Annotated in this window: 29 protein-coding genes, 1 pseudogene and 1 riboswitch; of the genes and pseudogenes, 15 read left to right on the top strand and 15 right to left on the bottom strand. The window is 44.6% G+C overall.

The features are described from left to right. The first annotated feature begins 2 nt into the window (after nt 1–2). The 3 genes from CHL1_RS11145 to CHL1_RS11135 all read left to right on the top strand — a co-directional run bounded on the left by CHL1_RS11145 (nt 3) and on the right by CHL1_RS11135 (nt 2,637). On the top strand, nt 3–392 hold the full coding sequence (locus CHL1_RS11145) for a beta-sandwich lipoprotein (protein WP_250932916.1): 390 nt from the start codon (nt 3–5) through the stop codon (nt 390–392). 118 nt (nt 393–510) lie between these two features. Further along, complete coding sequence (locus CHL1_RS11140) at nt 511–1,647, top strand: hypothetical protein (RefSeq protein ID WP_250932914.1); 1,137 nt, start codon at nt 511–513, stop codon at nt 1,645–1,647. 240 nt (nt 1,648–1,887) lie between these two features. Next, nucleotides 1,888–2,637 (top strand): SagB/ThcOx family dehydrogenase, encoded by a 750-nt coding sequence (locus CHL1_RS11135; protein ID WP_250932912.1) that lies wholly within the window; start codon nt 1,888–1,890, stop codon nt 2,635–2,637. Nucleotides 2,638–2,706: 69 nt separating this feature from the next. Here the strand turns inward: CHL1_RS11135 and CHL1_RS11130 are convergent, their stop codons facing one another. Together CHL1_RS11130 and CHL1_RS11125 are read right to left on the bottom strand one after the other, a co-directional pair. Further along, the gene (locus CHL1_RS11130) at nt 2,707–3,126 is read right to left on the bottom strand and encodes a hypothetical protein (protein ID WP_250932909.1); all 420 of its coding nucleotides are present in this window, start codon (nt 3,124–3,126) and stop codon (nt 2,707–2,709) included. Next, nucleotides 3,123–3,569, bottom strand: a complete 447-nt coding sequence (locus CHL1_RS11125; protein ID WP_070371138.1) for a LytTR family DNA-binding domain-containing protein — start codon at nt 3,567–3,569, stop codon at nt 3,123–3,125. Before CHL1_RS11125 ends, CHL1_RS11130 begins: the two co-directional genes overlap by 4 nt. 367 nt (nt 3,570–3,936) lie before the next feature. On the opposite strand from CHL1_RS11125, the gene CHL1_RS11120 reads away from it, so the two are divergent. Continuing rightward, nucleotides 3,937–5,226 (top strand): HD-GYP domain-containing protein, encoded by a 1,290-nt coding sequence (locus CHL1_RS11120; RefSeq protein ID WP_250932907.1) that lies wholly within the window; start codon nt 3,937–3,939, stop codon nt 5,224–5,226. A gap of 160 nt (nt 5,227–5,386) precedes the next feature. Here the strand turns inward: CHL1_RS11120 and ybaK are convergent, their stop codons facing one another. Further along, the gene (ybaK, locus tag CHL1_RS11115; protein ID WP_250932905.1) at nt 5,387–5,872 is read right to left on the bottom strand and encodes a Cys-tRNA(Pro) deacylase; all 486 of its coding nucleotides are present in this window, start codon (nt 5,870–5,872) and stop codon (nt 5,387–5,389) included. A 156-nt stretch (nt 5,873–6,028) separates the two neighbouring features. Here ybaK and CHL1_RS11110 point away from each other — a divergent pair, with 156 nt between their 5' ends. The 3 genes from CHL1_RS11110 to CHL1_RS11100 are packed head-to-tail and all read left to right on the top strand — an operon-like array spanning nt 6,029 to nt 7,738. Then, nucleotides 6,029–6,280 carry a hypothetical protein gene (locus CHL1_RS11110; RefSeq protein ID WP_250932902.1) on the top strand — a complete coding sequence of 84 codons (252 nt, stop codon included), beginning with the start codon at nt 6,029–6,031 and terminating at the stop codon, nt 6,278–6,280. Beyond that, the gene (locus CHL1_RS11105) at nt 6,244–7,035 is read left to right on the top strand and encodes a TPM domain-containing protein (RefSeq protein ID WP_250932901.1); all 792 of its coding nucleotides are present in this window, start codon (nt 6,244–6,246) and stop codon (nt 7,033–7,035) included. The genes CHL1_RS11110 and CHL1_RS11105 overlap by 37 nt, the downstream gene beginning before the upstream one ends. Nucleotides 7,036–7,060: 25 nt before the next feature. Beyond that, nucleotides 7,061–7,738, top strand: coding sequence for a PspA/IM30 family protein (locus CHL1_RS11100; RefSeq protein WP_250932899.1), 678 nt, complete (start codon nt 7,061–7,063; stop codon nt 7,736–7,738). Between the two features lie 65 nt (nt 7,739–7,803). On the opposite strand, the gene feoB is transcribed toward CHL1_RS11100, so the two are convergent. The 3 genes from feoB to CHL1_RS11085 form a co-directional block, all read right to left on the bottom strand. Then, the gene (gene feoB, locus CHL1_RS11095; protein WP_250932897.1) at nt 7,804–9,945 is read right to left on the bottom strand and encodes a ferrous iron transport protein B; all 2,142 of its coding nucleotides are present in this window, start codon (nt 9,943–9,945) and stop codon (nt 7,804–7,806) included. 90 nt (nt 9,946–10,035) lie between these two features. Continuing rightward, nucleotides 10,036–10,257, bottom strand: coding sequence for a FeoA family protein (locus CHL1_RS11090; protein WP_070371144.1), 222 nt, complete (start codon nt 10,255–10,257; stop codon nt 10,036–10,038). Nucleotides 10,258–10,267: 10 nt separating this feature from the next. After that, entirely contained in the window at nt 10,268–10,477 is a 210-nt protein-coding gene (locus CHL1_RS11085; RefSeq protein ID WP_070371145.1) for a FeoA family protein, read from the bottom strand. A 290-nt stretch (nt 10,478–10,767) separates the two neighbouring features. Between CHL1_RS11085 and gshAB the strand changes: the two genes are divergently transcribed. From gshAB to CHL1_RS11050, 7 genes are all read left to right on the top strand, one after another. After that, complete coding sequence (gshAB, locus tag CHL1_RS11080) at nt 10,768–12,387, top strand: bifunctional glutamate--cysteine ligase GshA/glutathione synthetase GshB (protein ID WP_250932894.1); 1,620 nt, start codon at nt 10,768–10,770, stop codon at nt 12,385–12,387. Beyond that, nucleotides 12,366–12,887, top strand: a complete 522-nt coding sequence (locus CHL1_RS11075) for a hypothetical protein (protein ID WP_250932892.1) — start codon at nt 12,366–12,368, stop codon at nt 12,885–12,887. Before gshAB ends, CHL1_RS11075 begins: the two co-directional genes overlap by 22 nt. Continuing rightward, nucleotides 12,857–13,081, top strand: a complete 225-nt coding sequence (locus tag CHL1_RS11070) for a hypothetical protein (protein WP_250932890.1) — start codon at nt 12,857–12,859, stop codon at nt 13,079–13,081. Before CHL1_RS11075 ends, CHL1_RS11070 begins: the two co-directional genes overlap by 31 nt. Before the next feature lie 164 nt (nt 13,082–13,245). After that, complete coding sequence (locus CHL1_RS11065; protein WP_070371146.1) at nt 13,246–15,045, top strand: aldehyde ferredoxin oxidoreductase family protein; 1,800 nt, start codon at nt 13,246–13,248, stop codon at nt 15,043–15,045. 51 nt (nt 15,046–15,096) lie between these two features. Then, nucleotides 15,097–15,333, top strand: a complete 237-nt coding sequence (locus CHL1_RS11060) for a MoaD/ThiS family protein (RefSeq protein ID WP_070371147.1) — start codon at nt 15,097–15,099, stop codon at nt 15,331–15,333. Then, on the top strand, nt 15,333–15,554 hold the full coding sequence (locus CHL1_RS11055; protein WP_070371148.1) for a hypothetical protein: 222 nt from the start codon (nt 15,333–15,335) through the stop codon (nt 15,552–15,554). Before CHL1_RS11060 ends, CHL1_RS11055 begins: the two co-directional genes overlap by 1 nt. A gap of 21 nt (nt 15,555–15,575) precedes the next feature. After that, nucleotides 15,576–15,693: riboswitch (molybdenum cofactor riboswitch) on the bottom strand. A gap of 225 nt (nt 15,694–15,918) precedes the next feature. After that, nucleotides 15,919–16,296 (top strand): arsenic metallochaperone ArsD family protein, encoded by a 378-nt coding sequence (locus CHL1_RS11050; RefSeq protein WP_148636412.1) that lies wholly within the window; start codon nt 15,919–15,921, stop codon nt 16,294–16,296. Between the two features lie 97 nt (nt 16,297–16,393). On the opposite strand, the gene hisIE is transcribed toward CHL1_RS11050, so the two are convergent. From hisIE to CHL1_RS11005, 9 genes are all read right to left on the bottom strand, one after another. Further along, complete coding sequence (gene hisIE, locus CHL1_RS11045) at nt 16,394–17,014, bottom strand: bifunctional phosphoribosyl-AMP cyclohydrolase/phosphoribosyl-ATP diphosphatase HisIE (protein WP_070371149.1); 621 nt, start codon at nt 17,012–17,014, stop codon at nt 16,394–16,396. 11 nt (nt 17,015–17,025) lie between these two features. Beyond that, nucleotides 17,026–17,784, bottom strand: coding sequence for an imidazole glycerol phosphate synthase subunit HisF (gene hisF / locus CHL1_RS11040; RefSeq protein ID WP_250932888.1), 759 nt, complete (start codon nt 17,782–17,784; stop codon nt 17,026–17,028). Continuing rightward, entirely contained in the window at nt 17,778–18,500 is a 723-nt protein-coding gene (gene hisA / locus CHL1_RS11035; protein WP_148636414.1) for a 1-(5-phosphoribosyl)-5-[(5-phosphoribosylamino)methylideneamino]imidazole-4-carboxamide isomerase, read from the bottom strand. The genes hisF and hisA overlap by 7 nt, the downstream gene beginning before the upstream one ends. Beyond that, the gene (hisH, locus tag CHL1_RS11030) at nt 18,497–19,105 is read right to left on the bottom strand and encodes an imidazole glycerol phosphate synthase subunit HisH (protein ID WP_148636415.1); all 609 of its coding nucleotides are present in this window, start codon (nt 19,103–19,105) and stop codon (nt 18,497–18,499) included. The genes hisA and hisH overlap by 4 nt, the downstream gene beginning before the upstream one ends. A 196-nt stretch (nt 19,106–19,301) precedes the next feature. Continuing rightward, nucleotides 19,302–19,889, bottom strand: a complete 588-nt coding sequence (hisB, locus tag CHL1_RS11025; RefSeq protein WP_070371153.1) for an imidazoleglycerol-phosphate dehydratase HisB — start codon at nt 19,887–19,889, stop codon at nt 19,302–19,304. Next, entirely contained in the window at nt 19,879–20,943 is a 1,065-nt protein-coding gene (hisC, locus tag CHL1_RS11020) for a histidinol-phosphate transaminase (protein ID WP_148636416.1), read from the bottom strand. Before hisC ends, hisB begins: the two co-directional genes overlap by 11 nt. Next, nucleotides 20,943–22,223, bottom strand: a complete 1,281-nt coding sequence (gene hisD, locus CHL1_RS11015; RefSeq protein WP_250932887.1) for a histidinol dehydrogenase — start codon at nt 22,221–22,223, stop codon at nt 20,943–20,945. Before hisD ends, hisC begins: the two co-directional genes overlap by 1 nt. A gap of 47 nt (nt 22,224–22,270) precedes the next feature. After that, nucleotides 22,271–22,891: an ATP phosphoribosyltransferase gene (hisG, locus tag CHL1_RS11010; protein WP_070371156.1), complete on the bottom strand. Its 621-nt coding sequence runs from the start codon at nt 22,889–22,891 to the stop codon at nt 22,271–22,273. Next, nucleotides 22,892–24,148, bottom strand: coding sequence for an ATP phosphoribosyltransferase regulatory subunit (locus CHL1_RS11005; protein ID WP_250932885.1), 1,257 nt, complete (start codon nt 24,146–24,148; stop codon nt 22,892–22,894). 394 nt (nt 24,149–24,542) lie between these two features. Here CHL1_RS11005 and CHL1_RS18635 point away from each other — a divergent pair. Beyond that, nucleotides 24,543–25,019 (top strand): annotated as a pseudogene (locus CHL1_RS18635) (PAS domain-containing protein); the annotation flags it as partial. Nucleotides 25,020–25,083 lie beyond the last annotated feature (64 nt).

The raw sequence follows: 25,083 nt of genomic DNA, 5'->3' as shown, positions 1-25,083 counted from the left end.
TGATGAAAAAAACAGCAATCTTTATTGCCCTACTTGGTTTATTAATGCTTACCGGCTGCGAAAGCGAAGCCGAGAAAGTTTCTTACAATTTGTCCCAGCAGGCCGACAACTTCAATGTGATCAGGCAGTTGACAGTGATCAATTGCATTGAGGGGGACGTGTTATTTCAAATGACCGGAAAGATGTCAATCACCGCCGACACGGCGGACAATCAGCTGGAAGTGATTGTCGAAGATGAAGACGGCAGTTACAAAAAGCACTTTATCGGATTAAGCGACAACGTCACCTATGTGGTGGAAGATCTCGGCGGCAACGATGTTTCCAAGTATAAATACACCCTCAATTACAACCCGAAAATGTGGATTCCGGCAGAAATAAAAACGATTGATTAGTACAATTCTGATGGCGGCCATGGCCTTTCTCAGCACCAATATCGATGACGTGTTCATCCTGAAAAAAATAGCACACTGACATAATAATCCATACGCAATGGCGCAGGAGGTCAACTGATTGACAACGATCAGCGGATCTCCTGTTTTTTGCAGCCGTTGGGACTCCCTTGGTAACTTTGAGGTCATCGACATTCCTGAAGGGCAACCCATTATTCTGAGTGGGGCTTTTAAAGATGTATTGGTTCAAGCGCCGGATATCAATCTTGAGCTGGCTCCGGGAACAACGGTTATGCGGTTGATTGCGGGTATCGATGACACTCAGAAAAGTACTTCAGGCTTAGTCGTTTCCGGTGATAGTTTTATTGATCGTTTTGAGGTTGATGAATTTTCTGATAATGTCTCCGTTGGTCAAAACGTTAGTATATTGCATGCCATTATCGAAGGCGATAATGCCCGGTTTAATGGCAACGTCACTGGTGCCAACATTACTGGTGATAATGCTGGTTTCAGGAATCCACCCCTTGGTTACACAGGAAATCCGCCGGTGATTATCAATCCACCAGCGCCACCAGCAATGCAGGCTGATGCAGGAGCGGCAAAAGGAGCAGGCAAGTTCTTTGTTGTCAGTGCTGCGGGCGCGGATAGTACCAAAACGAAATTGACATTTACTTATGGTACCGACTTTGGCGGCATTTTAGAGTACGCAATCGTGGCAGACGGTGCGGCATCTTCGACAGGTAGTTGGGCAGATGTACCTGCAACCGGTGTGCAGACAGGCGATTTAGCAGCCACGGCGACAGGTGATCTGTATGTACGGATAAAAGCAGTACCAGGTGCAAGTAATGCATCGGCAGAAGTGAAAGCATTGAATGTATTAGCCTTAGGCTTGACAACACCTGGAAGTTCAAGTGCTGAGTTGATTATTTCTGGCCAGTCGAGCACAACACTGGACTATGTAGTTGTCATGGATGATCTGGGTTCAATTGGGGAAACCGGAGAGTTAAATGATCCCATACTTTTAGAAGTTTCGATTAATACGCCGCAAGTAACTGGTGTCCCATTTAATCCAATTACCGACAATGCGAATATTTACGTTTATCTTAACGATGGAACGCAAATAACAAATCAAGATTTCTCATCGTTTTATCCTGGTAATACTTTTAATTTCAATGCTTTGAATAATTATCTATGGGTAAAAGTTATCTCAGAAAATCTAAGTACTACAAAATATTATAAAATTTTTGTTCAATTTTAGGTTTTAACCTGAAATAATTTAATCTTTCTCAAAGAAAAAGTTCGATCCATGGTAATCAAAGCCGGATTGAACTTTTTTATGCCAGCGCATCCCAACTCAACCTGAAAAAATAAAATAAACTTATAAATTATTGTTTATCCCCAGCAATAAAGCTTATATAATAAGCAATCCTCAATTTGTTATCTTATCAGATAAATTGTTAAACCAATTATCCCTCAAAATAGGAAAGGCAGGAAAGATATGAAACCTGAAAACAAAAGCACCTTAAAATACTTCTTAAAAGATGATATCCGTCTGGAAACCGATTTTCGCAGCACCGACCAGAACAGCGGGATACCGATGCCACCAATTGAAAAACCAGTGCCACCGGATGCCCGGACAATCCCCCTGCCTGAACCCGAGGCCCTTGAAATCGGCCCAATAGCCTTTAAAGAAGCCATTGCACACCGGGAATCCCGGCGGAAATTTACAGCTCAGCCCCTATCTCTGGACGAATTGTCATTTCTGCTCTGGTCTACCCAGGGGGTTCGGGAGTGGCGTCAGAAAAATGCCCTGCGAACGGTGCCCTCAGCCGGAAACCGGCATGCCCTGGAGACGTATCTGGTAGTATTTCATGTAACCGGCCTGGAGCCGGGGATTTATCGCTACCTGCCCTCCCGGCATCAACTGGTGTTGGAATCAACACCGGATCATCTTAAAGACCGGATGATTGATGCGGCTCTTAATCAGTATTTTGTCGGTTCCGGAGCGGTTACCTTTATCTGGACAACCATTCCCTATCGAATGGAATGGCGTTATGCCGAGGCCTCCTACAAGGTCATCGCTCTGGATGCCGGACACGTTTGTCAAAATCTCTATCTGACCTGTGAAGTCATCGGCGCCGGAACCTGTGCCATTGCCGCCTATAATCAGCAACGAGCCGATTCGTTGCTTAATCTTGATGGTGATCAGGAGTTTGTCATTTATATGGCGCCGGTGGGCAAAATTTAATACCGCCAAATTCATTTTGAGCACATTATCGACGACCATTTAGACGCTAATCTTAAGGGTTGAGCCGACTTACGCCTGCTTGTTTTTGACCAGGTCATTGAGTTGTGCGGCTTTTCGGTTGACATCGATTTTGGCATAGACATAAAAAGCGAGGGTGTGCAGAAGCAGCGAAAGCAGGATCATGCCGGGAATCCAGGGGGCAATGAAATAAAACATGTCGGTAGAGAACAGCCATACAGCGGTTAAGCCGACAATGTTCAAAACGGAAGTAATCAGAATATTGACGACCGGTTTTAAGGTCAGATAGTTCCACAAACCGCTGTAAACAACACCAAACAGTAGGGCGCAAATGGCAGCAATGCCGATTAAATTCCACAGATAATTCAAAGCGACGGTTTGGCCGTTGAAGAAGATCGTCAACAGCAGGGTAACCCACACCAGGGTAACGGAAAATACCTGGAAGAACGATTGACTTAAATTTTTGATCATGATAGTGACCTCCTGAAATTATTAATGTAATGACGGCTGATAAAATAGGTGGAACCGTCACTTAAGGTTAGTTCGATGCGGGCGTTTGTGGTGGGGACAAATTGTTTAACCGCTTTGCTGTTAATGATGGTTTGATTGTTGATCCGGATAAAGCCGTGGTTAATAAAATCCGCTTCGGCATACTTGAGCCGCTTGGGGTAGAGATAGATCTCGCCGGTTGTCAGGCGCAAATTGCACATCCGTTCCTCGGATTCGACAATCAGGATGGTTCCAATCGGCACCTGGATATTCCGGCTGTTGCGTGGATTAATGGCGGTGATGTTTTTTTCAGTCATCACAACAGCCCGTTCAAGTTGCTGCTTGATCAATGTGTCCTGAGGATGCGTCACAATCAGAGCCGTTTCTTTGGTGATGCTGGCATCCGTTTTAAATATCAGTTTCATGCGTTTCCCTCCTACACGCTTTATACTAAAGCATTTATTTGCCAAAAACCAGTTTTTTTCGTTTTGTTGCACAATCGGTGCACTTTCCTGCAAAAGCTCTGGTTTTAGCTACCAGAAGCCGAGCTGGCAGCCAACAAGGCATTGTAATTAAAACAAGGGGAACGTTTTGATTGTCTGAAACAAAGAAATCAGAATGCTCTTAATGAGACAATTTCTTAACAGGTGACAAGCACAGCCTCCAGAAAAATTAATAATCGAAGTAAAATAATTTAAATTCCTGTTTATTCCTGGCAATAATGCTCATATAATAAGCAATTGATTAAATTTATTTGATAGGAAAGATCGCAACCTGATGGGAGACTGGTTTATGAATATAACGTTGAAAGAATTGATTACATCTTTTACTAAATCAATTGATTTATACAATTATCTGCTTAAGAACCATCACCGCCGAACGGCCATTGCCGCTTTTCATATTGGCGTTGAGATGGGGTTATCAGCGGACCGCCTGAGTGATCTGATTATTGCAGCATCCTTGCATGATATTGGCGCCCTGACCATCAGTGAAAGAGACAGTCTGATTCAGATGGATGTGGAGAACCCTTTTCCGCACAGCAGCTTAGGCAGTTATATGCTGTCGTCATTTTCACCCTTTGAAAAAATTTCTCGTATCATCTTTTATCATCATTGGCATTATGATCTGGACAACACCTATGTTCCGGAACTGGGCCCGGTGCCGCTGGAAGCTTATATTTTGCATGTGGCCGATCGGACGGATATTCTGGTACAGCCGGATCGTTCAATTTTGGCACAAAAACTACAAATCATCGACAAAATGGCGTCTTATAATGGCACTGTCTTTCACCCCGAGGTGATGGCAGCTTATCTGATTCAGGCGCAGAAGGATTCTTTCTGGTTGGATATTGATAACTGGGAAATGGAAAAAATTCTTAAATTGGGAATTTCCAGGCGCTACGAGATTGACTTGACCATGGATTTATTGGAGGAATTTGCTCTGACTCTTTCAAAAATAATCGATTCCAGAAGCAAATTTGCCATTGCCCATTCGGTCGGCGTGAGTCAGGTGGCCTATGCCATTGCCGAAAGAATGGAGTATTCTGAGAAAGAATGCCGCAAAATCAGAGTGGCCGGATTGCTGCATGATTTGGGTAAAATTGCCGTTGCCACTGAAATTATCGAAAAAAAAGAACGGCTGTCAGAAGCGGAACAGGCTGACATCAGAACCCATGCCTATTTTACGAATCTTATTTTGGGACACATCTCAGGCTTAGAGGGGATCGTTGAGTGGGCCTCCGGTCATCATGAAAATCACGATGGTTCGGGCTATCCCTTGAATCTGGTCAATGACGGCATTTCTCAGGAGATGGATATCATCGCCTATGCTGATATATTCACGGCCCTTTCAGAGGATCGTCCCTACCGCAAAGGGATGTCAACGGACCGGATTATTCAGATCCTCCAGGATGAATTTCTAACGAAGCATGGGGAACCGGTGTATCAAGTGATTCTGAATCACTTGGATGAGCTTGAAACGATCTGCAAAGTATCGGTTCAAGATGGGATTGCCCGTTTCCATTGTTATCAAAACTTAGCGGATACACAGGAACAACTCATAAAAGAAAGGGTAAATCGATGAAGTAAGAAACTAGATCCAGCTTAAAATTTTCTGATAAGATGATAGTTATCAGCAAACCAATTTTAAAAGCACCGATAAGAACATCGGCGTATCATCGCCACCGATTGAATAATCAGCGCAGTTGAACGTCCGAAAAATATCCTTTAAAACATATTGCGGTTTAGGATGTAATAATATCCCCATAAACAGCCGCTGCCGCAGTGCAGAAATCATCGGGGCGCAACTGAATCTGCAATCCGATTTTTCCACCGCTGATGTAGATGGTGTCCAGCTCTTTGGCGGTGTTGTTAATGACGGTTTTAAACTGTTTTTTCATGCCAATGGCGGTACAGCCACCCCGGACATAGCCGGTGATCGCAGTCAGGTCTTTTAAATGAATCATTGCCACCGCTTTTTCGCCAACCGCTTTGGCGGCTTTCTTCATATCCAGCTCCTTATCGATGGGGATCACAAAAACAAAATAATTCTTGCTCTTTCCTTCCGTCACCAGGGTCTTATAGACCTGTTCATAAGGCAGCTTCAGCAGATCGGCAGTCTGCAAGCCGTCGACAAATTCATGGCATTCATAACTTTGGTGGGTATAGTCAATTTTTAATTTATCCAAAATGCGCATGGCATTGGTTTTCACTTCTTTTTGTTTTGCCATTGGTGTTTTTTCTCCTTGGTAAAGCTTTTTTATCTGTTTATTTTATCAGAAAATGATCGTTAGTGCTTCTTTTTTTGCAACGTTCAATGATGAATGAAAGGTCGCATTTGGGGTAGAAAGCCATTGTAACAATGCGCAAATAAATGGAGGGGTATCATGGGAAGAAGTGGCGGTTCAGGTGGCGGGAGTCGCAGTAGCGGTGGTCGCAGCGGTGGCATCGGGAGCAGTCACCGCAGTGGTGGCGGTGGTTCCTGGGGGTCATTTGGCAGTTCCGGGGGCAGTTCGGGGAGTAGATTGTTTGGCAGTGGCACCAGAATGAGTTCAGGGGGTACTCCCGGGGGTGGCAATCAAGACGGCGGCAGCGGGGACCGGTGGGCTGTGGCTGCGGTTTTATCATTATTCTACTGATTGTGCTGATTCTGGTGCTGATTATCGGGGCTTTCGTGGCATCCGTCATAACAGGTCCCGCAGAAGTCACTAAATCAACCATCAATCGGCAGCCACTGCCAGCGGGTTCGGTCAACGAAACGGAATATTATCGCGACGAATTGGGATGGATTAAAAATCAGACAAAAATGGAGGAAGGGCTAAAATACTTTTATCAGAAAACCGGGGTACAACCGTATGTGGTGATAATTGATAACATCAATGGTTCGTATAACCCCACCGAAAGTGAGTTGGACAGTTATGCAAATGCTCTTTATGATCAGTTGTTTACGGATGAAGCCCATCTGCTCTTTGTATTTTATGAGTATAATGATTTTTACATGGATCGTTATGTGGCCGGTACCCAGGCCAAAACAGTTATCGATCGGGAGGCGGCTGATATCTTGCTGGATTACATTGACCGCAATTATTACGACAGCAATCTCACTGACGAGGAGTTCTTCAGTAACGCCTTCCGAGATGCGGCTGACCGGATCATGACCGTTACCAGGTCACCATGGATCGCAGCCATGACGACCATTGGAATTGTATTTGCAGTGGTAATATTAGCCATTCTGTTATTCGTCTGGTGGCGCCATGCCAAAAAGCAGAAGAATCTCGAGGATAAGCGTACCGCCGAAATACTGAGTACCCCGCTGGAAAAATTTGACGATGTGGAAATTGAAGATTTGGCGAAGAAATATCAGGATAATCCGTCCGATCAGGATAAAAACTGATTAGAAAATTCAAAGGAGGAAAAAAATGGCAATTTTAGAACGATTCGGTGATATTATCCGGGCCAACATTAACGATCTTCTGGATCAGATGGAAGATCCGGCGAAGATGATTGATCAGTATTTAATTGATCTGCTCGAGGATTTGGCCGAAGTGAAGCGAAGTACTGCTGAAGTAATGGGCGAAGAAACCCGTACGAAACGGTTGCTCGACAATAACAAGGCTGAGGTGGAAAAGTATGCCGAGTTGGCCAAAAAAGCGCTGGTGGCTGGGAACGAGGGCGATGCCCGGATCTTTCTCGCAAAAAAACAGGAACTGGAAAACCGTGATGCTGAACTGCTGGATGTCTATGCCGCAGCTCATGAAAATGCCATGAAGATGCGACAGATGCATGACAAACTGGCTTCCGATATCCAAACCCTGCAGGCCCGTCGAACCATGATCAAGTCCAAGGTGTCGATTGCCAAAACCCAGGAAATCATCAATCAAGCCAGCAGCTCAGCCAATCAAACCGAGGATGCCATGGATGCCTTTACCCGAATGGAAGAAAAGGCCGACCGGATGCTGGATGAGGCTAATGCCATGGCCGAACTGAATATTGAGCCGGTTGACCCTGCCGAAGTTTTGGAAGAAAAGTATGGCGAAACCGGAAATACATCGGTGGATGAGGAATTGACTAAACTCAAACAAGAGTTGGGGTTGTAGCAAAAAAAGTAAAAAGGTCAGACGAAAATGATCATCATTCGCGTCTGGCTTTTTTAGGATAAAGGTTAGATTTCTTTGACCGATATCAATTGTTTTTGTTTTGTTTTGCTGACTGGTTTTCTAAAAAGCAGATAGAGTAGGGCAGCAATCATTAGGATCGCAGCAGCGGTTCCGATACCAAAACCACCACCAGTGAAAAACAGTCCCAATTGATAAATGATCAGGGCGATGGTATAGGCAAATGCGGTCTGATAACCCACGGCAATCAGTGTCCATTTGGCACTGCCCATTTCCCGGTGAATCGCGCCGATGGCAGCAAAGCAGGGGGCACAGAGCAGATTAAAAACCAAAAACGAGAAGGCTGCCATCTGGGTAAAGGCCATTTGCAGCTGGGGCCACAGTTCGGCACCATCTTCGGCCACTTCGGCAAAACCAAAGAGGACGCCAAAGGTACTGACTACTGTTTCTTTGGCAATCAGACCAGTTATGGTGGCAACAGTCGCTTCCCAAGTACCAAAACCGAGGGGACTAAAGACCGGCGCAATGATCATGCCAAGGGCGGCCAAAATCGATTCGTTGGTGTCGACCATTTCCAGAGCAAAGTTAAAGCTTGACAAAAACCAGATGGTGATACTGGCCACAAAAATAACGGTACCGGCTTTTTTGATAAAGGATTTACCCCGTTCCCACATGTGGATCAGAACCCCTTTAGCACCGGGGACATGATATGCGGGCAGTTCCATAATAAAGGGGGCCGGATCACCGGAAAAGCCCCGGGTTTTCTTTAAAATGATACCGGAAACAATGATAGCTGCTACCCCGATGAAGTAGGCCGACGGTGCAACCCAGACCGATCCGGGGAATAAGGCACCGGCAATCAGGGCGATCACGGGCAGCTTGGCCGAGCAGGGAATAAAGGAGGTCGTCATGATTGTCATCTTGCGGTCCCGCTCATTTTCAATGGTTCGGGAGGCCATAATTCCGGGAACGCTACAGCCGGTTCCAATCAGCAATGGTATGAATGACTTGCCGGACAGACCGAATTTTCGAAAGACCCGATCCATGATAAAAGCAACCCGGGCCATGTAACCGCAATCCTCAAGAATGGCAAGGAAGAGAAACAGGACAAACATCTGGGGGACAAAACCGAGAACCGCACCAACACCACCGATGATGCCATCAAGAATCAGTGAATTCAGCCATTCAGCGGTACCCCAGGAAACAAGAAGTGCCTCTACAGCCGGGGGAATAATTTCGCCAAAGAGCACGTCATTGGTCCAGTCGGTTACCCAGGCACCTACCGTGGTAACGGAGACAAAGTACATTAAGAACATAATAGCGGCAAAAATAGGTAAGGCCAGAAAGCGATTGGTTACAATCCGATCGATTTTGTCCGAGGGGGTCATGCCGGTGCTGGCTTTCTTTTTGATTGTATCCGAAACGATGCGACCGATGGTCTGATAGCGTTCTGAGGTAACGATACTTTCGCTGTCATCATCCATGGCTTCTTCACAAGATACGGTAAGTGCCGTAATTTCAGCCATTACCGTATCTGAAAGGTTAAGCTGTTCGATGGCTTTTTCATCACGCTCAAAAAGTTTGATGGCATAAAAATCCGGATGTTCGGTGGTGCTTTTGGTTTTAATGATGGATTCAATTTGACCTAAGGTTTTGGTGATGTCAGTTGAAAAAATCGGCAGTGGTTTTGACTTCTGTCTGCTTTTGCCAAGGGCAATGGCTTTCTCGGCCAGTTCAGCACATCCTTCGCTCTTAACAGCAGAGGTTTCCATTACTTCACAACCCAGCCGCTTGGCAAGCGCTTTGATATTGATGAGATCACCACGCTTTTTGACAATGTCGGTCATATTCAGGGCCAGAATCATCGGAATACCAGTTTCCAGCAACTGGGTTGTCAGATAGAGGTTTCTTTCAATATTACTGCTATCGACGATATTAATCATGACGTCGGGTTTTTCGTTCAGTAAATAATTTCTGGAGACCACTTCTTCCAGAGTATAGGGGGACAGCGAATAAATACCAGGCAAATCGATGATTTCGACATCGTTGTGGCCTTTTAATTTGCCGGATTTCTTTTCAACCGTGACCCCCGGCCAGTTGCCCACATACTGGGAACTGCCGGTGAGCGCATTGAACATGGTTGTTTTACCACAGTTGGGATTTCCAACGAGTGCAATTTTTAAGTTCATATAAGTTCTCCTCGTTAATTTGATAGCAATGACTAACATTGTGTGCAAAAATTTAACAGCCATGGCTGTTAAATTCTTGCATTGTAATTGTTAAAAAACTTCGATCAATTCGGCATCGGCTTTACGAATGCTCAGTTCATAGCCCAGCACGGTGATTTCGATGGGGTCACCCAGGGGGGCAACCTTTCGGACAAAGACATCAACACCTTTGGTGATGCCCATATCCATGATCCGGCGCCGAATGGGGCCGTCGCCATGGAGTTTTACAACTTTAGTGGATTCCCCACATTTTACAGCTTTGAGTGTTTTCATGTTGATCTCCTTAAATGATAATGCGGTTGGCCATGTTCTTATCGATGGCAACCCGGGTATCTTTAATGTTTAAAATAATGTTGCCAGAAAGCTCAGATATGATTGTTACATCAGCGCCTTCGACAAAACCAAGGCTCGCCAGAAATTGATGCGTAGTATCTTTACCGGTGATTTTTTTGATGTGATTTGTTTCTCCGGGTGTCGCCATTGATAGTAACATGGTTTTCCTCCTATTGGTTAGCAATAACTAACATAATAATTATTAAAATTGAGTTAGAAAATACTAACTCAATGAGTAGAGTCTAACATCTTCTGTTTTATTTGTCAATACTTTAAACAAATAAGTAGTGAAATATGGATAGAACGATTGGGACTTTGCAGGAATCGCGATTATTCCCTAGCAATCAAAGGGAAATAGTTAGTTAGAATTAATCTTTTTTATGGTATAATTAAAAAAATTTTGTACAGTTCACACCGATTTATCTGTACAACAACGGAAAGGCTATGCGCATGATCGAAATATTAAAAAATAAAATGACACCGGAAAGCATTTTAACGGCGGGGTTTGGAGTAGAAAGAGAAGGACTCCGGGTGACACCACAGGGAAGACTGGCATTGACGCCACATCCGCCGATTTTTGGCGATAAGCTTAAAAATCCATATATCACTACCGATTTCTCAGAAAGCCAGATTGAACTGGTTACACCGGTTTTTTATTCAGTCGACGAAACCTATGATTTTCTGGAAGCGCTTACGGATATTGTGATCGGTGAGATTGGCGTGAATAATGAGCTGTTTTGGCCATACTCGATGCCATGTAGTATTCCTGATGACAACCAGATCCCGATTGCCTCTTATCAGGGAGAAGAAGGAAAAAAAGCCCGGGCATATCGGGAAAAACTGATGGTTAAATATGGTGGCAAGCGACAACTGATCTCCGGTATCCACTATAACTTTTCTTTTGGCGAGGAATTTCTAACAACCATCTGGCAGGAACTGGGTACGCAGGAGAGCTATAAAGATTTTAAAGATCGAATTTATTTAAAGGTCTTACGTAATTTTTTACGTTATCGCTGGCTAATTATTTATTTAATGGGCTGTACGCCCGGTCTCCATAATTCATACATTGAGGAATGCCTGCAATGTATGGGCGATTGTGGTAATGAAACCTATCTCAGTCCCGGCGGAACCTCGGCCCGCAATGGCAGTTGCAGTGGTTATAAAAATGAAATCGATCTTTATCCGGACTACAGTTCCATTAAGGATTATATCCGGAGTATCAATGAGTTTGTGGAGCGGGGAGATATTTCTGAAGCGAAAGAGCTGTATGCCCAGATCCGCTTAAAACCGAAGGATTATAAAAACGTACTGGACTCCTTGGCAGCAGAGGGGATCCAATACCTGGAGATCCGCACCATCGATCTCAATGTTTTTGATAAGTGTGGCATCGCAAAAATAGATCTGGACTTCATGAATATTTTTATGCTCTTTTTACTGTTGGAAGGAGAAGAATTTTTTGACACCTGGCAGCAGGAAGCGCTTATTAATGAAGTGGCGGTGGCCGAACATGGGCTTGAACCAGATTTGGAATTGCTGGATCACCGACACTGGACACTCAAATCAGCCTGGGCTGAGGATATTTTGGAAAAGGTGGCAGAGGTTAATGAATACCTTGATTTAAAACAGGATCGCTGCATCAAGGAAATGCAGAACCGGGTAAGACAACCGGAAACGACCTATGCCCATCGATTGAAATTATTAATGCAGCAAAAGGGCTGTCTGGATGCCAATCTGGAAATGGCTAAAGCCTATAAAAAACAGTCTGATGCGGATCACTATCGTCTGAAGGGGTTCGAAAACTGGGAAATGTCGACCCAGGTTTTAATCAAGGAGGCACTGACCCGGGGAATAAAAGTAATCCCAATGGATGCGTCTGACAATATTGTCCGATTGGAAAAAGACGGTCGCCGGGAATATGTTAAGCAGGCGACAAAGACCAGTGCTGATAATTATGTTACCCCGCTGCTAATGGAAAATAAGGTTGTCACCAAAAAATTCTGCAGGAAAATGGTTTGCCGGTTCCCGATGGCGAAGAATACTTTTCCTTTATGGAAGCAAAACAAAAATTGACAAAATATGTCGGCAATAAAGTTGTGATCAAGCCCAAGTCCACCAATTTTGGATTAGGGATCTGCATTTTTGATCAGGGTGGTACCCTGGAGGAACTCTTAGAAGGAGCTCGCATTGCCTTTGAACACGACAATACAATTTTAATTGAAGATTACATTCCTGGGCTGGAATACCGTTTCCTGACCATGGGTGATGAGGTTGTAGCGGTGCTCCATCGTCGCCCGGCCAATGTGGTTGGTGATGGGGTTTCCACGATCCAACAATTAATCGATGAAAAGAATAAACATCCCTATCGCGGCGATGGCCATACCAGTCCGCTTAAAAAAATTGAGCTGGATGACCAGGCTCAAATGTTTCTCAAAAACAGGGGCTGTCTAATCAGTCGATACCGGCAAAAGGGAAAATGGTCTTGCTGCGGGGCAATTCCAATATCAGTACCGGCGGCGACAGTATCGATTTCACGGATCAAATGCATCCGTACTTTTCAGAGATTGCCTTAAAGGCGGCCAGGGCCTTTGGTGCCAAATTTTGTGGCATTGATATTATCCTGGAAGACTACCGCAATCCCAATTCAAACTATGGAATTATCGAACTTAATTTTAATCCGATGATTGTTATGCACGCTTATCCCTATGAAGGTCAGGAACGGAGACTGGGTTATAACATTCTAAAAACGATCGGCTTGGTGGACTGATAAAATTTGCGCTCAAAAACTGATCAAAAATTGCGCAGCGAATCCTAAAAAAGCTATAAATTTTTGCGCTTGTCATTTACTTTCCTTTAATCGATTGAATAAAAGGTAAAATTTGGGTATAATGATAGTGGTTACAAATAAATAAAATTTAGGAGGCGTACGAAATGTTTGGTTACATGGGGAAAATTTTACGTGTCAATTTGACGACCAATGAAGTGACAACTGAAGATCTGGATTTTGAGTTGGCAAAAAAATATATTGGTGGTCGTGGTTTAGGAACAAAGCTGTATATGGATGAGGTTGATCCGCAGGTTGATCCTTTTGCGGCAGAAAATAAGATCGTCTTTATCAATGGTCCGTTGTCAGGGACAGCGACTCCTACCGGTGGTCGGTATATGGTCGTTACAAAGTCACCGTTAACAGGATGCATTGCTTCTTCAAACTCTGGTGGAGAATGGGGCGCCTACCTGAAGTATGCTGGCTATGATGCCATTATCATTGAAGGGAAAGCCAGTCTCCCGGTCTACATTAATATTGATGAAGACAAGGTAGAGATCTTACCGGCCTTGGATCTGTGGGGGAAATACACCACAGAAGCCAGTGATTTGCTGGCTGAAAAACAACCAGGCTCAAAGGTATTAACGATTGGTCCAGCTGGTGAAAAGCTGTCTCAAATGGCAGCGATCATGAATGAAAAAGATCGAGCTGCTGGTCGCTCCGGTGTTGGGGCAGTAATGGGTTCGAAAAACTTAAAAGCTATTACTGTTAAAGGAAATTTAAAACCGGAAATTGCCAATGTAGAAGGATTAAAAGCAGTTACTAAAGAATGCCGTGCAATGTTAAAAGAGAATGGCGTTACGGGTGGTGGTTTACCAACCTATGGAACCGCTGTCCTGGTTAATATTATCAATGAACATGGGGTATACCCGACTAAAAACTTCCAGGAAGGTGTCGATCCGGACGCTGAAGCTGTTAGCGGCGAAACCATGACTGAAAAATATCTGATCAAGCGTAATCCTTGTCATCATTGCCCAATTGGCTGTGGTCGCTGGGTCAAAAGCGATAAGAGTCCTGATGGCATCGGTGGACCTGAATATGAAACCCTCTGGGTGTTTGCAGGTGACTTAGGTATCGACGATATGGAAGTGGTTATCGATGCGAACTACTGGTGTAATGAACTGGGTTTAGATACCATTTCTGCTGGTGCGACTTTAGCTGCTGCCATGGAATTGTACCAACGTGGTTATATCACTGACGAAATGCTTGATGATGATGTGATCCTAAAATTCGGAAACGCTGAGTCAGTAGTTCATTGGCTCAAAAAAATGGGGAATCGAGAAGGCTTTGGTGATTTACTGGCCCGTGGTTCCTACCGATTGGCTGATTTCTTTGGCGTTCCTGAATACTCCATGTCGGTTAAGAAACAAGACTTGCCAGCATATGACCCTCGTGGAATCCAGGGGATGGGTCTTCAATATGCAACCTCCAACCGTGGTGGATGCCATGTTCGTGGCTACCTGATTTCTCCTGAAATCCTTGGTTTACCCGAAAAACTGGATCGTTTTGATCTCTCAGGTAAAGAAGTATGGGCAAAAGTATTCCAGGATCTGACTGCAGTTATCGATTCCACTGGCTTATGTCTGTTCACCTCATTTGCTTTGGGTGCTCAGCAATATGCTGACATGCTCAACGAGGTTCTGGGAACCGAATGGACGGCTGAAGATGTTTTGTTAGCTGGTGAACGAATCTGGAATCTGGAAAAACTCTTTAATTTAGAAGCTGGTATTTCACCAGAAGAAGATACCTTGCCACCACGTTTATTAGAAGAAGCAATGCCAGATGGACCAACAAAAGGTTGGGTTCATAAACTGGATGAATTGCTGCCACTGTACTACAAAGAACGCGGCTGGGATGAAGATGGTATTCCAACGGAAGAACGTCTTGAAAAATTAGGTTTATTATAGAATAAATTTAAGGGACGATCTTTGATCGTCCCTTTCGTTTTAGGAGGAAACATGTCAATCAAAATAAAATTATTTGCAAATTTTCGGGAGGGCCGAGGGAAGATCGTCGAAATGGATTATACCCCGGGAATGACAGGACAGGATGTCATCGATAGTTTGGGTATCACCGCGCCGGAAATTGCAGCTCTTATCGTCGATGGGGTTGACGGGAAAGTTGATGCCATGCTTGCGGTTCCCATTAAAGAAGATGGATATATGGCGATTTTTCCTCCTGTTGCAGGAGGTTGATGATAAAAGCCAAGCCCGGAGATTTGATAATAATCGGGCTTGGCTTTTACATAAGACATTTTTTCAAAAAACAACCAAAAACCGGTTGGTTAGTCCGGCTTTGGCGTCTAAAAGAAAGTGTCCTGATTTACGTATTTCGGTTACAAATAAATAAAATTCAGGGACGTTCAGGGAAAAAAAAGGCCACTCCTGATGGAATGGCCTTTTTTTTCTGCACTTAAACAATGCAAAATGACAAAAAAATTATTCTGTCAAGCCCCTTTTCCACAATGGGAGACATAACCGTTTCCGATTATACCCTACGGGTTTAAGTTCATAGCAAGCACCTTAGAAATCTTAAACTTCGGAGTATCTATATTATACACGATTAATAACGTAAGTGCAATAAAAATATGGTTGGCTTTAATATAAATATTTTATCAAACTAACTGTATAACATCTTAAGTGATTTGCAAGATAACTTGACAGAATCAGTCAATTCGATTATTTTAGAATCATACTAATATGAAAGGTAGTTCTATGAAAGGTAGTTCATCGAAATCTGATTGACTTCAAGATAAATAGGGATGAACTAAGTTGATAAAAATGAAGATAATTGAGATATATGATTCGGTAATATGCGATAGTGGCAATGGTTGCGGATCGGGAGCGGATCGGGAAGTCTTAAGGATTAAAACGATGCTTCGGGCGTTAACGAGTGAAGGAAAAAAAGTGTTGCGATACGGTTTGATTGAAAATCCGGATGTATTCACCAGAAATAGGGAAATAAGTGAGATTATTGAAAAAAATGGCTCGGATGCACTGCCAGTTACTGTAGTGGATGGTGAAATAAAACGTTGCGGTTCCTATCCATCGAACCTTGATTTAGCAACCTGGTCAGGAATGACGCAGGACGAACTGGTTATGATGTTGATGAAAGCCAAAATGGCCAATCGTAGTTTTTGCGGCGGTGATTGTTGTTAATTGGAGCAGTAGGGGGTGTGGCAAGCGCCCCTTATTGTTTGGATAAAATAGTCTAAAAAAAGCCGATTAACGTTTATTTAATCGGCTTTTGAAAGACTTATTTATGGCGTTTAGTCAGCTCATGGAATAGCGATTCCAGGTCGACATTCTGATTATTGAGCAATACCAGCAAGTGATAGATCAGATCTGAAGCTTCATAAATTAGTTCATCAGGATCATTGTTTTTAGCGGCAATAATTGTTTCAGCCGCTTCTTCACCAATTTTTTTACAGATTTTATCAACGCCTTTTTCAAACAAATAATTCGTGTAGGAACCTTCTACCGGGTTTGTTTTTCGGTCAGCTATAAGATGATAAAGCATCGTCAATACTTCCATGTTGCCCAGGTTTGTTTCGGGATTCACTGCCAGACTGCGATAGAAACAGGAGGTGTTGCCGGTATGGCAGGCAGGGCCTGCTGGAATGACTTGAAGAAGCAGCGTATCGCCGTCGCAGTCATAATCAACTTTTACCACGGTTTGAGTATTGCCGGAAGTTTCGCCCTTTACCCACAGAGCCTGGCGGCTGCGGCTGTAAAAAGTGGCTTTTTTAGTATCCAGGGTCATTTTCAACGCTTCTTCATTCATCCAGGCCATCATCAGCACCTGACGGGTTTCATAATCCTGAACGATGGCAGGAACCAGTCCCGCTTCATTATATTTTATATTTTCTAAATCCATGTTTTACCTTTCTATACCCGTCTGACAGGTATTTGCTGATCATGTAAATAATTTTTCAAATCAGCAATGGGAATTTCTTTATAGTGAAAAACGGATGCCGCCAGGGCCGCATCGGCGCCTATTTTTAATACTTCAGCAAAGTCTTCCATTTTTCCGGCTCCGCCGGAGGCAATAATCGGAATGGTCAAAAGACGGGAGAGTTTCTGGTTGAGCTCCAGATCATAGCCTTTTTTTACCCCATCGGTATCGATGGAGTTGATACAAATCTCTCCGGCCCCCAGGTCCTGGCCTTGTTTCGCCCACTCAATCGCATCGATACCGGTGTTTTCCCGGCCGCCTTTAACGTAGACATCCCAGGAACCTTTATTATTGCGTTTGGCATCGATCGATAAAACCACACATTGGGCGCCAAAACGAAGGGCTGCCTCGCGAATCAATTGGGGGTTTTTAACGGCTGATGAATTAACTGAGACCTTATCAGCGCCGGCCATCAGCACTTTGCGGAAATCTTCAACCTTGCTGATTCCGCCCCCGATGGTAAAGGGGATGCGGATCGCTTCAGCAACTTTCTCAACAATATGGATAAAGATGTCCCGATCTTCATAACTGGCCGTTATATCGTAGAAAACCAGCTCGTCGGCACCCTGGTCGGAGTAGTATCGGCCCAGTTCGACCGGATCGGCAACATCCTGAATATCCTGAAATTTTTTACCTTTTACTACCCGGCCGTGATCCACGTCCAGGCAGGGGATGATTCGTTTGGTCAGCATGATTTAAGCTCCTCTTGCAACAGTTTTTCCAGATCGATGGCCCCTTCATAAAGTGCTTTTCCGGTAATGGCGCCGTAAAGTCCCATTTCCTGAAGACGGATCAGGTCGGCTGATTTGGAGATGCCGCCGGAAGCGATAATATCAATTTTTAAGTTGTCATTGAGTAGCTTGAGCATGTCAAAATTTGGACCAGTCATCATGCCGTCTTTTGATATGTCGGTATAAACCAGAGTCGACAGACCCAGTTTTTCCAGGTTGCTGGCCAGTTCCAGGGCCTCAATATTGCTGCTCTCAACCCAACCTTCGGTACAAACTAGACCGTTTTTAGCGTCAATGGAGACGCAGACTTTTTCATCATAAAGATCCAGGAGTTTGACAATAAAATCGAAATCTTTTACCGCCTGGGTACCAATGATGATTCGGGCGACGCCGCTGTCAATATAGTCTTTGGCAATTTCCAGCGTCCGGATACCACCGCCCAGTTCGACGGGAATATCCAGCGCGGCGACAATATCCTTAATCAGTTCCAGATTTTTCGGTTGGCCGTCAAAGGCTCCATCCAGATCGACCAGATGCAGATACTGTGCACCTTTAGATTGCCATTTCAGGGCGACATCCACCGGGTTGTCAAAATATATGGTTTCGGCATCCTTCTGTCCTTGCATCAGACGGACGCATTTGCCGTTTTTTAAATCGATGGCTGGAAACACAATCATGATATCATCTCCTTAAAGTTCGTTAGTAGTTTAAAGCCCACATTTGAGCTTTTTTCCGGATGAAACTGCATCCCAATGACGTTGTCTTTTTGAACAATGGCGGGTACCTTGACACTGTATTTTGCATAAGCCACCACATCATCAAAGTTGTCTGGTTTGGCATAGTAGGAATGGACAAAATAGACATAGTCTTCGGTGCCGATGTTTTTGACCAGCGGGCTGTCCCGGTTAATCACCAGATTGTTCCAGCCCATATGGGGGATTTTTATCCCGGGGGCGTCGAATTTGACGATTTCGCCGGGGATATAAGAGAGACCTGAAAATTCGCCGTCCTCGTAGCTTTTATCAAAAAGCAGCTGCATGCCCAAACAAATACCCATCAGAATTTTGCCTTTTTTGACATTATCATTCAGAGCATCAATGAGATCAAATTTTCTGAGGTTATCCATGGCGTCAGAGAAAGCTCCAACCCCGGGTAGAATGATGGCGTCAGCCGCATCCAGAATCTTTTTATCTCGGGTGATGGTGCCGGAAAGACCGACATCACCCAGGGCAGTAGCGACATTTTTTAAATTTCCGACATCGTAGTCGACAATTGCGATCAATGGTTGTCCTCCTGTTATTTTATTTTTCCTAGGTAATCGCGAAATGAAAAAGCATTGAACAACGGTTGCTTTATGTGCATTTTCCACAAACAATTTTGTAACGTGTAGGCGAACAGTTCAACGAACTGTCCGCCGTACAGTGTAAAAATTGTTTCGTGGAAACTGGGCGCAAAGCTCACGGTAGTTTCGCAATTACCTATTCGATTATTCCTTTAGTGGATGGAATTTCGGTGTTGCCAGCTGCGATCGAGCAGGCGTCTTTTAGCGTGCGGCCCAGCGATTTAAAAATGCCTTCGACAATATGGTGGTTGTTCTTGCCATAGAGGGAAGCCACATGGAGGGTCATTTTGCTGTTGCTGGTGAAGGCACTAAAGAACTCTTCCAGCATTTCTGTTTCAAAGTCACCAATGAATTCCCGGGTCAGGGGGACATCGAAAACCAGGTAACTGCGACCGCTGATGTCCACACAGGTGCGGCACAGGGCCTCATCCATAGGAGTGAACTGGAAAGCATAGCGATTGATGCCAGCCTTGTCACCCAAGGCATCATAAAAGGCTTTTCCCAGCAGAATGCCAATGTCTTCGATGGCATGGTGGTTGTCAGCCTCGTCACCATGAGCGTCGATGGTCAGATCAAATTTGCCATGCTTGGTGAAGAGCGTCAGCATATGATCAAAAAAACCGACGCCGGTGTTGATCTGGGCGATTCCCGAGCCGTCAAGATTAAGTGATAGCGAAATTTCAGTTTCGGTGGTGGACCGGCTTAAGGTGCTTTTACGCTTCATTGTACACGACCTCCCGGATAATATCCAGAATCTTTTGGTTTTCCTGGGGTTTGCCCATCGAAAAACGAATACTGCCGGGAGTCACGTCTGTCTCGGCAAAGCGTTTAATCAGGATGTTTCGTTTCAGGAGCGCCTGATAGATGGCTTCAGCCCGGTCGCTTTCAAAATAAATAAAATTGGCGCCGGAGGGATAAAGGGTCAGGCCCGGAAAGGTCTCCAGCACCTGCATCGCATTTTGGCGCTCGGCCCTTAAAATTTCCAGATTACGCAGGATCGCATCGCAGTTTTTAAGGGCGATAACGGCCAATTTCTGGGTCAGCACATTGAGATTGTAGGGACCCTTAACCTTGTAAAGAATATCAATTATTTCACTGTTGCCGAGGGCATAGCCACAGCGGATACCAGCCAGACCGAAGGCTTTAGACAAGGTCCGCAGCACCAGCAGGCGGGGGTATTTTTCCAGCAGATCAACGCCCGATTCACCAAAGAACTCGATATAGGCTTCGTCGAGGATCACCAGTGAAGGGACCGAATCCAATATTTTGACAATATCCGCTCGACTAAAAATATAGCCGGTGGGGTTGTTAGGGTTACAGATATAAAGCAGTTTGGCCTGATTCTCACAAGCCGCTGCAATCAACCCCTCCACGTCGGGAATGTGGCTCGGCAGATCGGGGACCATGATATGTCGGGCATTGGCAATGGTGGCCCAGATATCATACATGGCAAAGGACGGTGAGTGGGAGACCACCACATCACCGGGATCGACAAAGGCCTGGTTGATCATCGCAATCAGCTCATCCGAGCCGGAACCGCAGATAATGCCTTCGCCCGGGACACCGGTGTAGTCACTAATGGCTGCGATCAGTTCCGGAAAACAGGCCTCCGGGTAGCGATTTAAATCAGTGTTACAGATTTCGTCGCAGAATTTTCGTTTGAGCTGCATGGGAAAGTCATAAGGACTTTCATTGGCATTGACGACGATCTCAAACTGCGGGGCATCGACCTTGTAGGCAATTAATTGCTGAATATTTTTTCGTATCAGTGATTCCATTAGTCTTCAAACCGCCTTTCAACTGCTTTGGCATGGGCATCCAATCCTTCACAACGGGCAAAGGCGGCAATCTTGGGATAGACTGACTGCAATGCGGCCTGATCATAGGATAGGATGCTGGATTTTTTCAAATAATCATAGACTCCCAGAGGAGAAGAGAATTTAGCTGTGCCGGAGGTCGGCAAAGTGTGGTTGGGCCCTGCAAAATAATCGCCCAGGGGTTCTGGGGTGTAGGCACCCATAAAGATGGCCCCGGCATTTTTTACTTTTTCCAGCGAATCCATCGGGTGTTCGATCAGCAGTTCCAGATGCTCGGGCGCAATCTGGTTGGACAGCTCAAAGGCCTCGTCGAGATCTTTGACAATAAAGATAAAGCCATAATCATCGACAGATTTTTTGGCGATTACTTTGCGGCTTAAGTCTTCACTGATCTGGCGGTAGACTTCATCGATAACCTGATTGCCGAGCTCCGCTGAGGTCGTCACCAGAATCGGCATCGCCAGTTCATCGTGTTCGGCTTGCGACAGCAGGTCAGCGGCGTAAACCGGGTTGGCATTTTCATCAGCAATGATCAGGACCTCGCTGGGACCGGCAATCATATCGATATCGACCCTTGCCAAAAACTTCTTTTTTAGCGGTGGCGACATAAATATTCCCGGGACCGACAATCTTATTAACCGCTTTGATGGTTTCCGTGCCATAGGCCAGGGCGGCAACCGCCTGGGCGCCGCCGATTTTATAAATTTCGTGGACGCCGGCAATTTTGGCGGTACCGCCAGGATCGTGGGATTGATTTTGCCGTCCCGACCCGGTGGCGTCACCATCACCAGGGACTTGACCCCGGCCACCAGCGCCGGAATGGCATCCATCAGCACGGTCGAGGGGTAGGTTGCTTTTCCACCTGGGACATAGAGGCCGACCCGTTCAATCGGTGTGATGTGCTGACCCAGGATGACCCCAGGTTGGGGCGTGTAGGTCCAGGTAGTTTCTAACTGTTTTTCGTGAAAATCACGAATGTTCTCGGCCGCTTCCCGGATGATATCCAGAAGTTCAGCGGGAACCGCGGCAAAGGCTTCATCAATTTCTGCTTCGGTGACCTGCAAGTGGGTGAGAACACAGTGATCAAGGGCTTGCGTATAATACAAAAGAGCGGCATTGCCTTCTTTTTTGACGCCCTTAATTATTTCCAGAACGGCGTTGCGAATATCCTCCCGCTCATCGTCGTTGCGTTTTAAGATGGTGTCAAGGTCCATCCCTTGTTTATAAGTGATAGTTTTCATTTTATTCCTCTCGATTTAATTAAATAACCAGCTCTCGTCACTAATAACTACAACTGGTTTTCAAATGCCTTGATAATGGGGTCGATCATTTCCCGTTTAGTTTTCAGGCTGACCTGATTGACAATCAATCGGGAGCTGATCTCGCAGATTTCTGCCAGCACCGATAGTCCGTTTTCTTTCAAGGTGCTGCCGCTTTCGACGATATCGACGATGCAGTCGGCCAGACCAATCAGCGGGGCCAGCTCCACCGAGCCATTGATTTTAATGATATCGACCAGTTGGTTTTTGGTATGAAAGTATTCTTTGGCGATAACCGGGTATTTGGTACCGACCACCATTTTTTTACCATAGGGGATGGGACGGTTTTCAAAGCCAGCCACGCACATTTTGCATTTGCCGATGTCAAGGTTTAGCATCTCATAAACCTGGGCCGGGTGTTCCAGCAGCACATCCTTGCCGACAATCCCAATATCGGCGGCGCCTTTTTCGACATACGTGGGAACATCCGGTGATTTCACCAGAAAAAACTCAATAGCACCGGTGGTATCGGTAAAGATCAGTTTGCGGCTTTTTTCCGAGTAGTCGGAAAAAACATAACCGAGATCAATTAACAGCTCAATCGCTTTTTTGGCGACACGGCCCTTGGCCAGGGCGAATCGGATGACCATTTATTGCACCTCGCTTTCGGAACTAATTGTTTTGATTTCTGAAAAATTTCCGTTGTTTTCGGAAAAGAGTTTGCCGTCCATTATAAAGTACAGGGCGGCATTTTTATAAAGGGCATTTGCCTGGAAAGACAAAGCCTGCGTTTCTTTCGTTTCATTCATCAAGAAAACTTCGGCAATGGCTCCTTGAGATCGCAATTGCTCGGCCATTTTGTAGGCGTTGGCTTTTTGTGCTTTTTCATAAAAAAGCACATGGATCCGCTGGTCATCCCGGGGCAGTAGCTGATGTTGCTCCATGTAATCAATCACTTTGAGCAGATCGATGGCAAAACCGCAGGCCGGACGGGGAATACCGAATTTTTCGGATAAATGGTTGTAGCGTCCGCCGCTGATCACCGGCTCGCCACAGCTGTTGATATAACCTTTAAAGTTGATATCGCTGTAATAGTTCATCTGATTGGTAAAACCAAGATCAAAACTGACATAATCAGCCAGGCCAATGATCTCCAGATGGGCGTAGATTTCAGAAATTTTTTCGACAACCTGACGCATTTTATCATTGATGCACAGGGCTTCCATCTGTTTTAATACCGTTTTAGGCTCGCCATAAAGCAGTGGCAGTTTAAGAATGATGGCTTTTTTATCATCCGGCAAGGCCAGCTTTTCCAGATAGTTGGCGATGTCGCCAATGTTTTTGTTTTCGATGTATTTAAATAGGGTAGCCTTCTCTTTGGCGGAAAAGGCCAAATCGTCAAAAAGAAAATTGATGAAGCCGACATGGCCCAGATCAATATGGACATCGTTAATGCCGTTTTGAAGCAGGGAACGGATCGCCAGGGCAATCACTTCGCCGTCACATTCCGGGCTGTTGTTGCCAAAATATTCGATCCCAATTTGGGTAATCTCTTTTTTGATGATCTCTGGTGATGAAAAATTACGATAAATGTTGGTCTCATAAGAAAATTTAATGACATCCTGAGCATTGGGATGGTTCATAGCAGCCATACGGGTCACCGGCAAGGTGGCATCGGGCTTCAAGACAAGGACCTTGCCCTGATGATTCACCAGCTTAAAGAGATCATCGCTGGGGATAGAATCTTCATTGACGTAAAGGTCGTAGGTTTCAAAGGTGGGGGTGGAAATCTGATGATAGCCAAAGGACCGGTAAAGTGACATAAGTTTATGATTGATTTGCTGCAAGGCAAAATAATCCTGATGCTGGATGTTTTCGAATCCATCGATGGTATAATTGAAAAGCATGTGAACCTCCTTGTTCATATTTGCTTTATTGCTGTAGTCTGGTAAAGTGTTAGCTCTATTGTAGCATGAATTCACAATTTGTCAAAGCTTTTTAAGTGATTTATCAATTTTCCTTCTGCCGGATGCTTGTTACAAGCAAGGACGATTAGATTATTGGTGTATGATTGATTCCAAATATGTTCATTGTTATCTACATGTCGGCGACAAAAATAGATGTAGTTCAAAATAGATAGTCCAATTTAAAAAAATAAAAATGGACAGTAATGGATTTTGTTGACAGTATGTATTATAATATATCTGTGAATTGAAGGCAAATATCCTAAGTATCATCTTTGAACAAATAGCTTGGTTGATATGCCGATTACATGATACATCAGAAAGCAAGGTGTTCATTATGCAAAATGAGATAAATATTTTTTTAGGAGAGAATATAACAACAATGGTAATATTAGGAACCATTGTTATTTTTTGTTTGGCAGGGACAATTATCTATCATCTCGTTAAAATCAATAATCGGCGGGAAGAGTGGGAACAGGCTGAAAAGGTGTTTCAGGGAGTATTCAATCAAGTGACAGATAGTATTGTTGTAGTTGATAAAAATGGAATCATACATAAAGCAAACGAAACATTTTTGAAGTATCAGGGAAAACCAGCAGATAAAATTATCGGAAAAAGTATCCAACGGATTCCGATGGACTATGTTTTTGAAGACGAGATGGACCAATTAAAAAAAGCGATTGCTGAAAAGGGTGTGTATGAAAGGGATATCAAGTTTTATCATAAAAGTGGTGAGGTAATTCCAATTCATCTAGTTTTTAAACCGTTGAAGATAAACAGTAAAAAGGGACGTGAAAAAACCTACATGGTGGTAACCGGTACGGATTTGAAAAATACCTATGAAAAGGATGAGTATATCAGTCAGCAGAAAGAAGAAC

Origin of the sequence: Acetobacterium wieringae (assembly GCF_023700225.1) — a bacterium.
Lineage (GTDB): Bacteria > Bacillota > Clostridia > Eubacteriales > Eubacteriaceae > Acetobacterium > Acetobacterium wieringae.
This window is presented reverse-complemented; position numbering and strand designations above follow the sequence as displayed.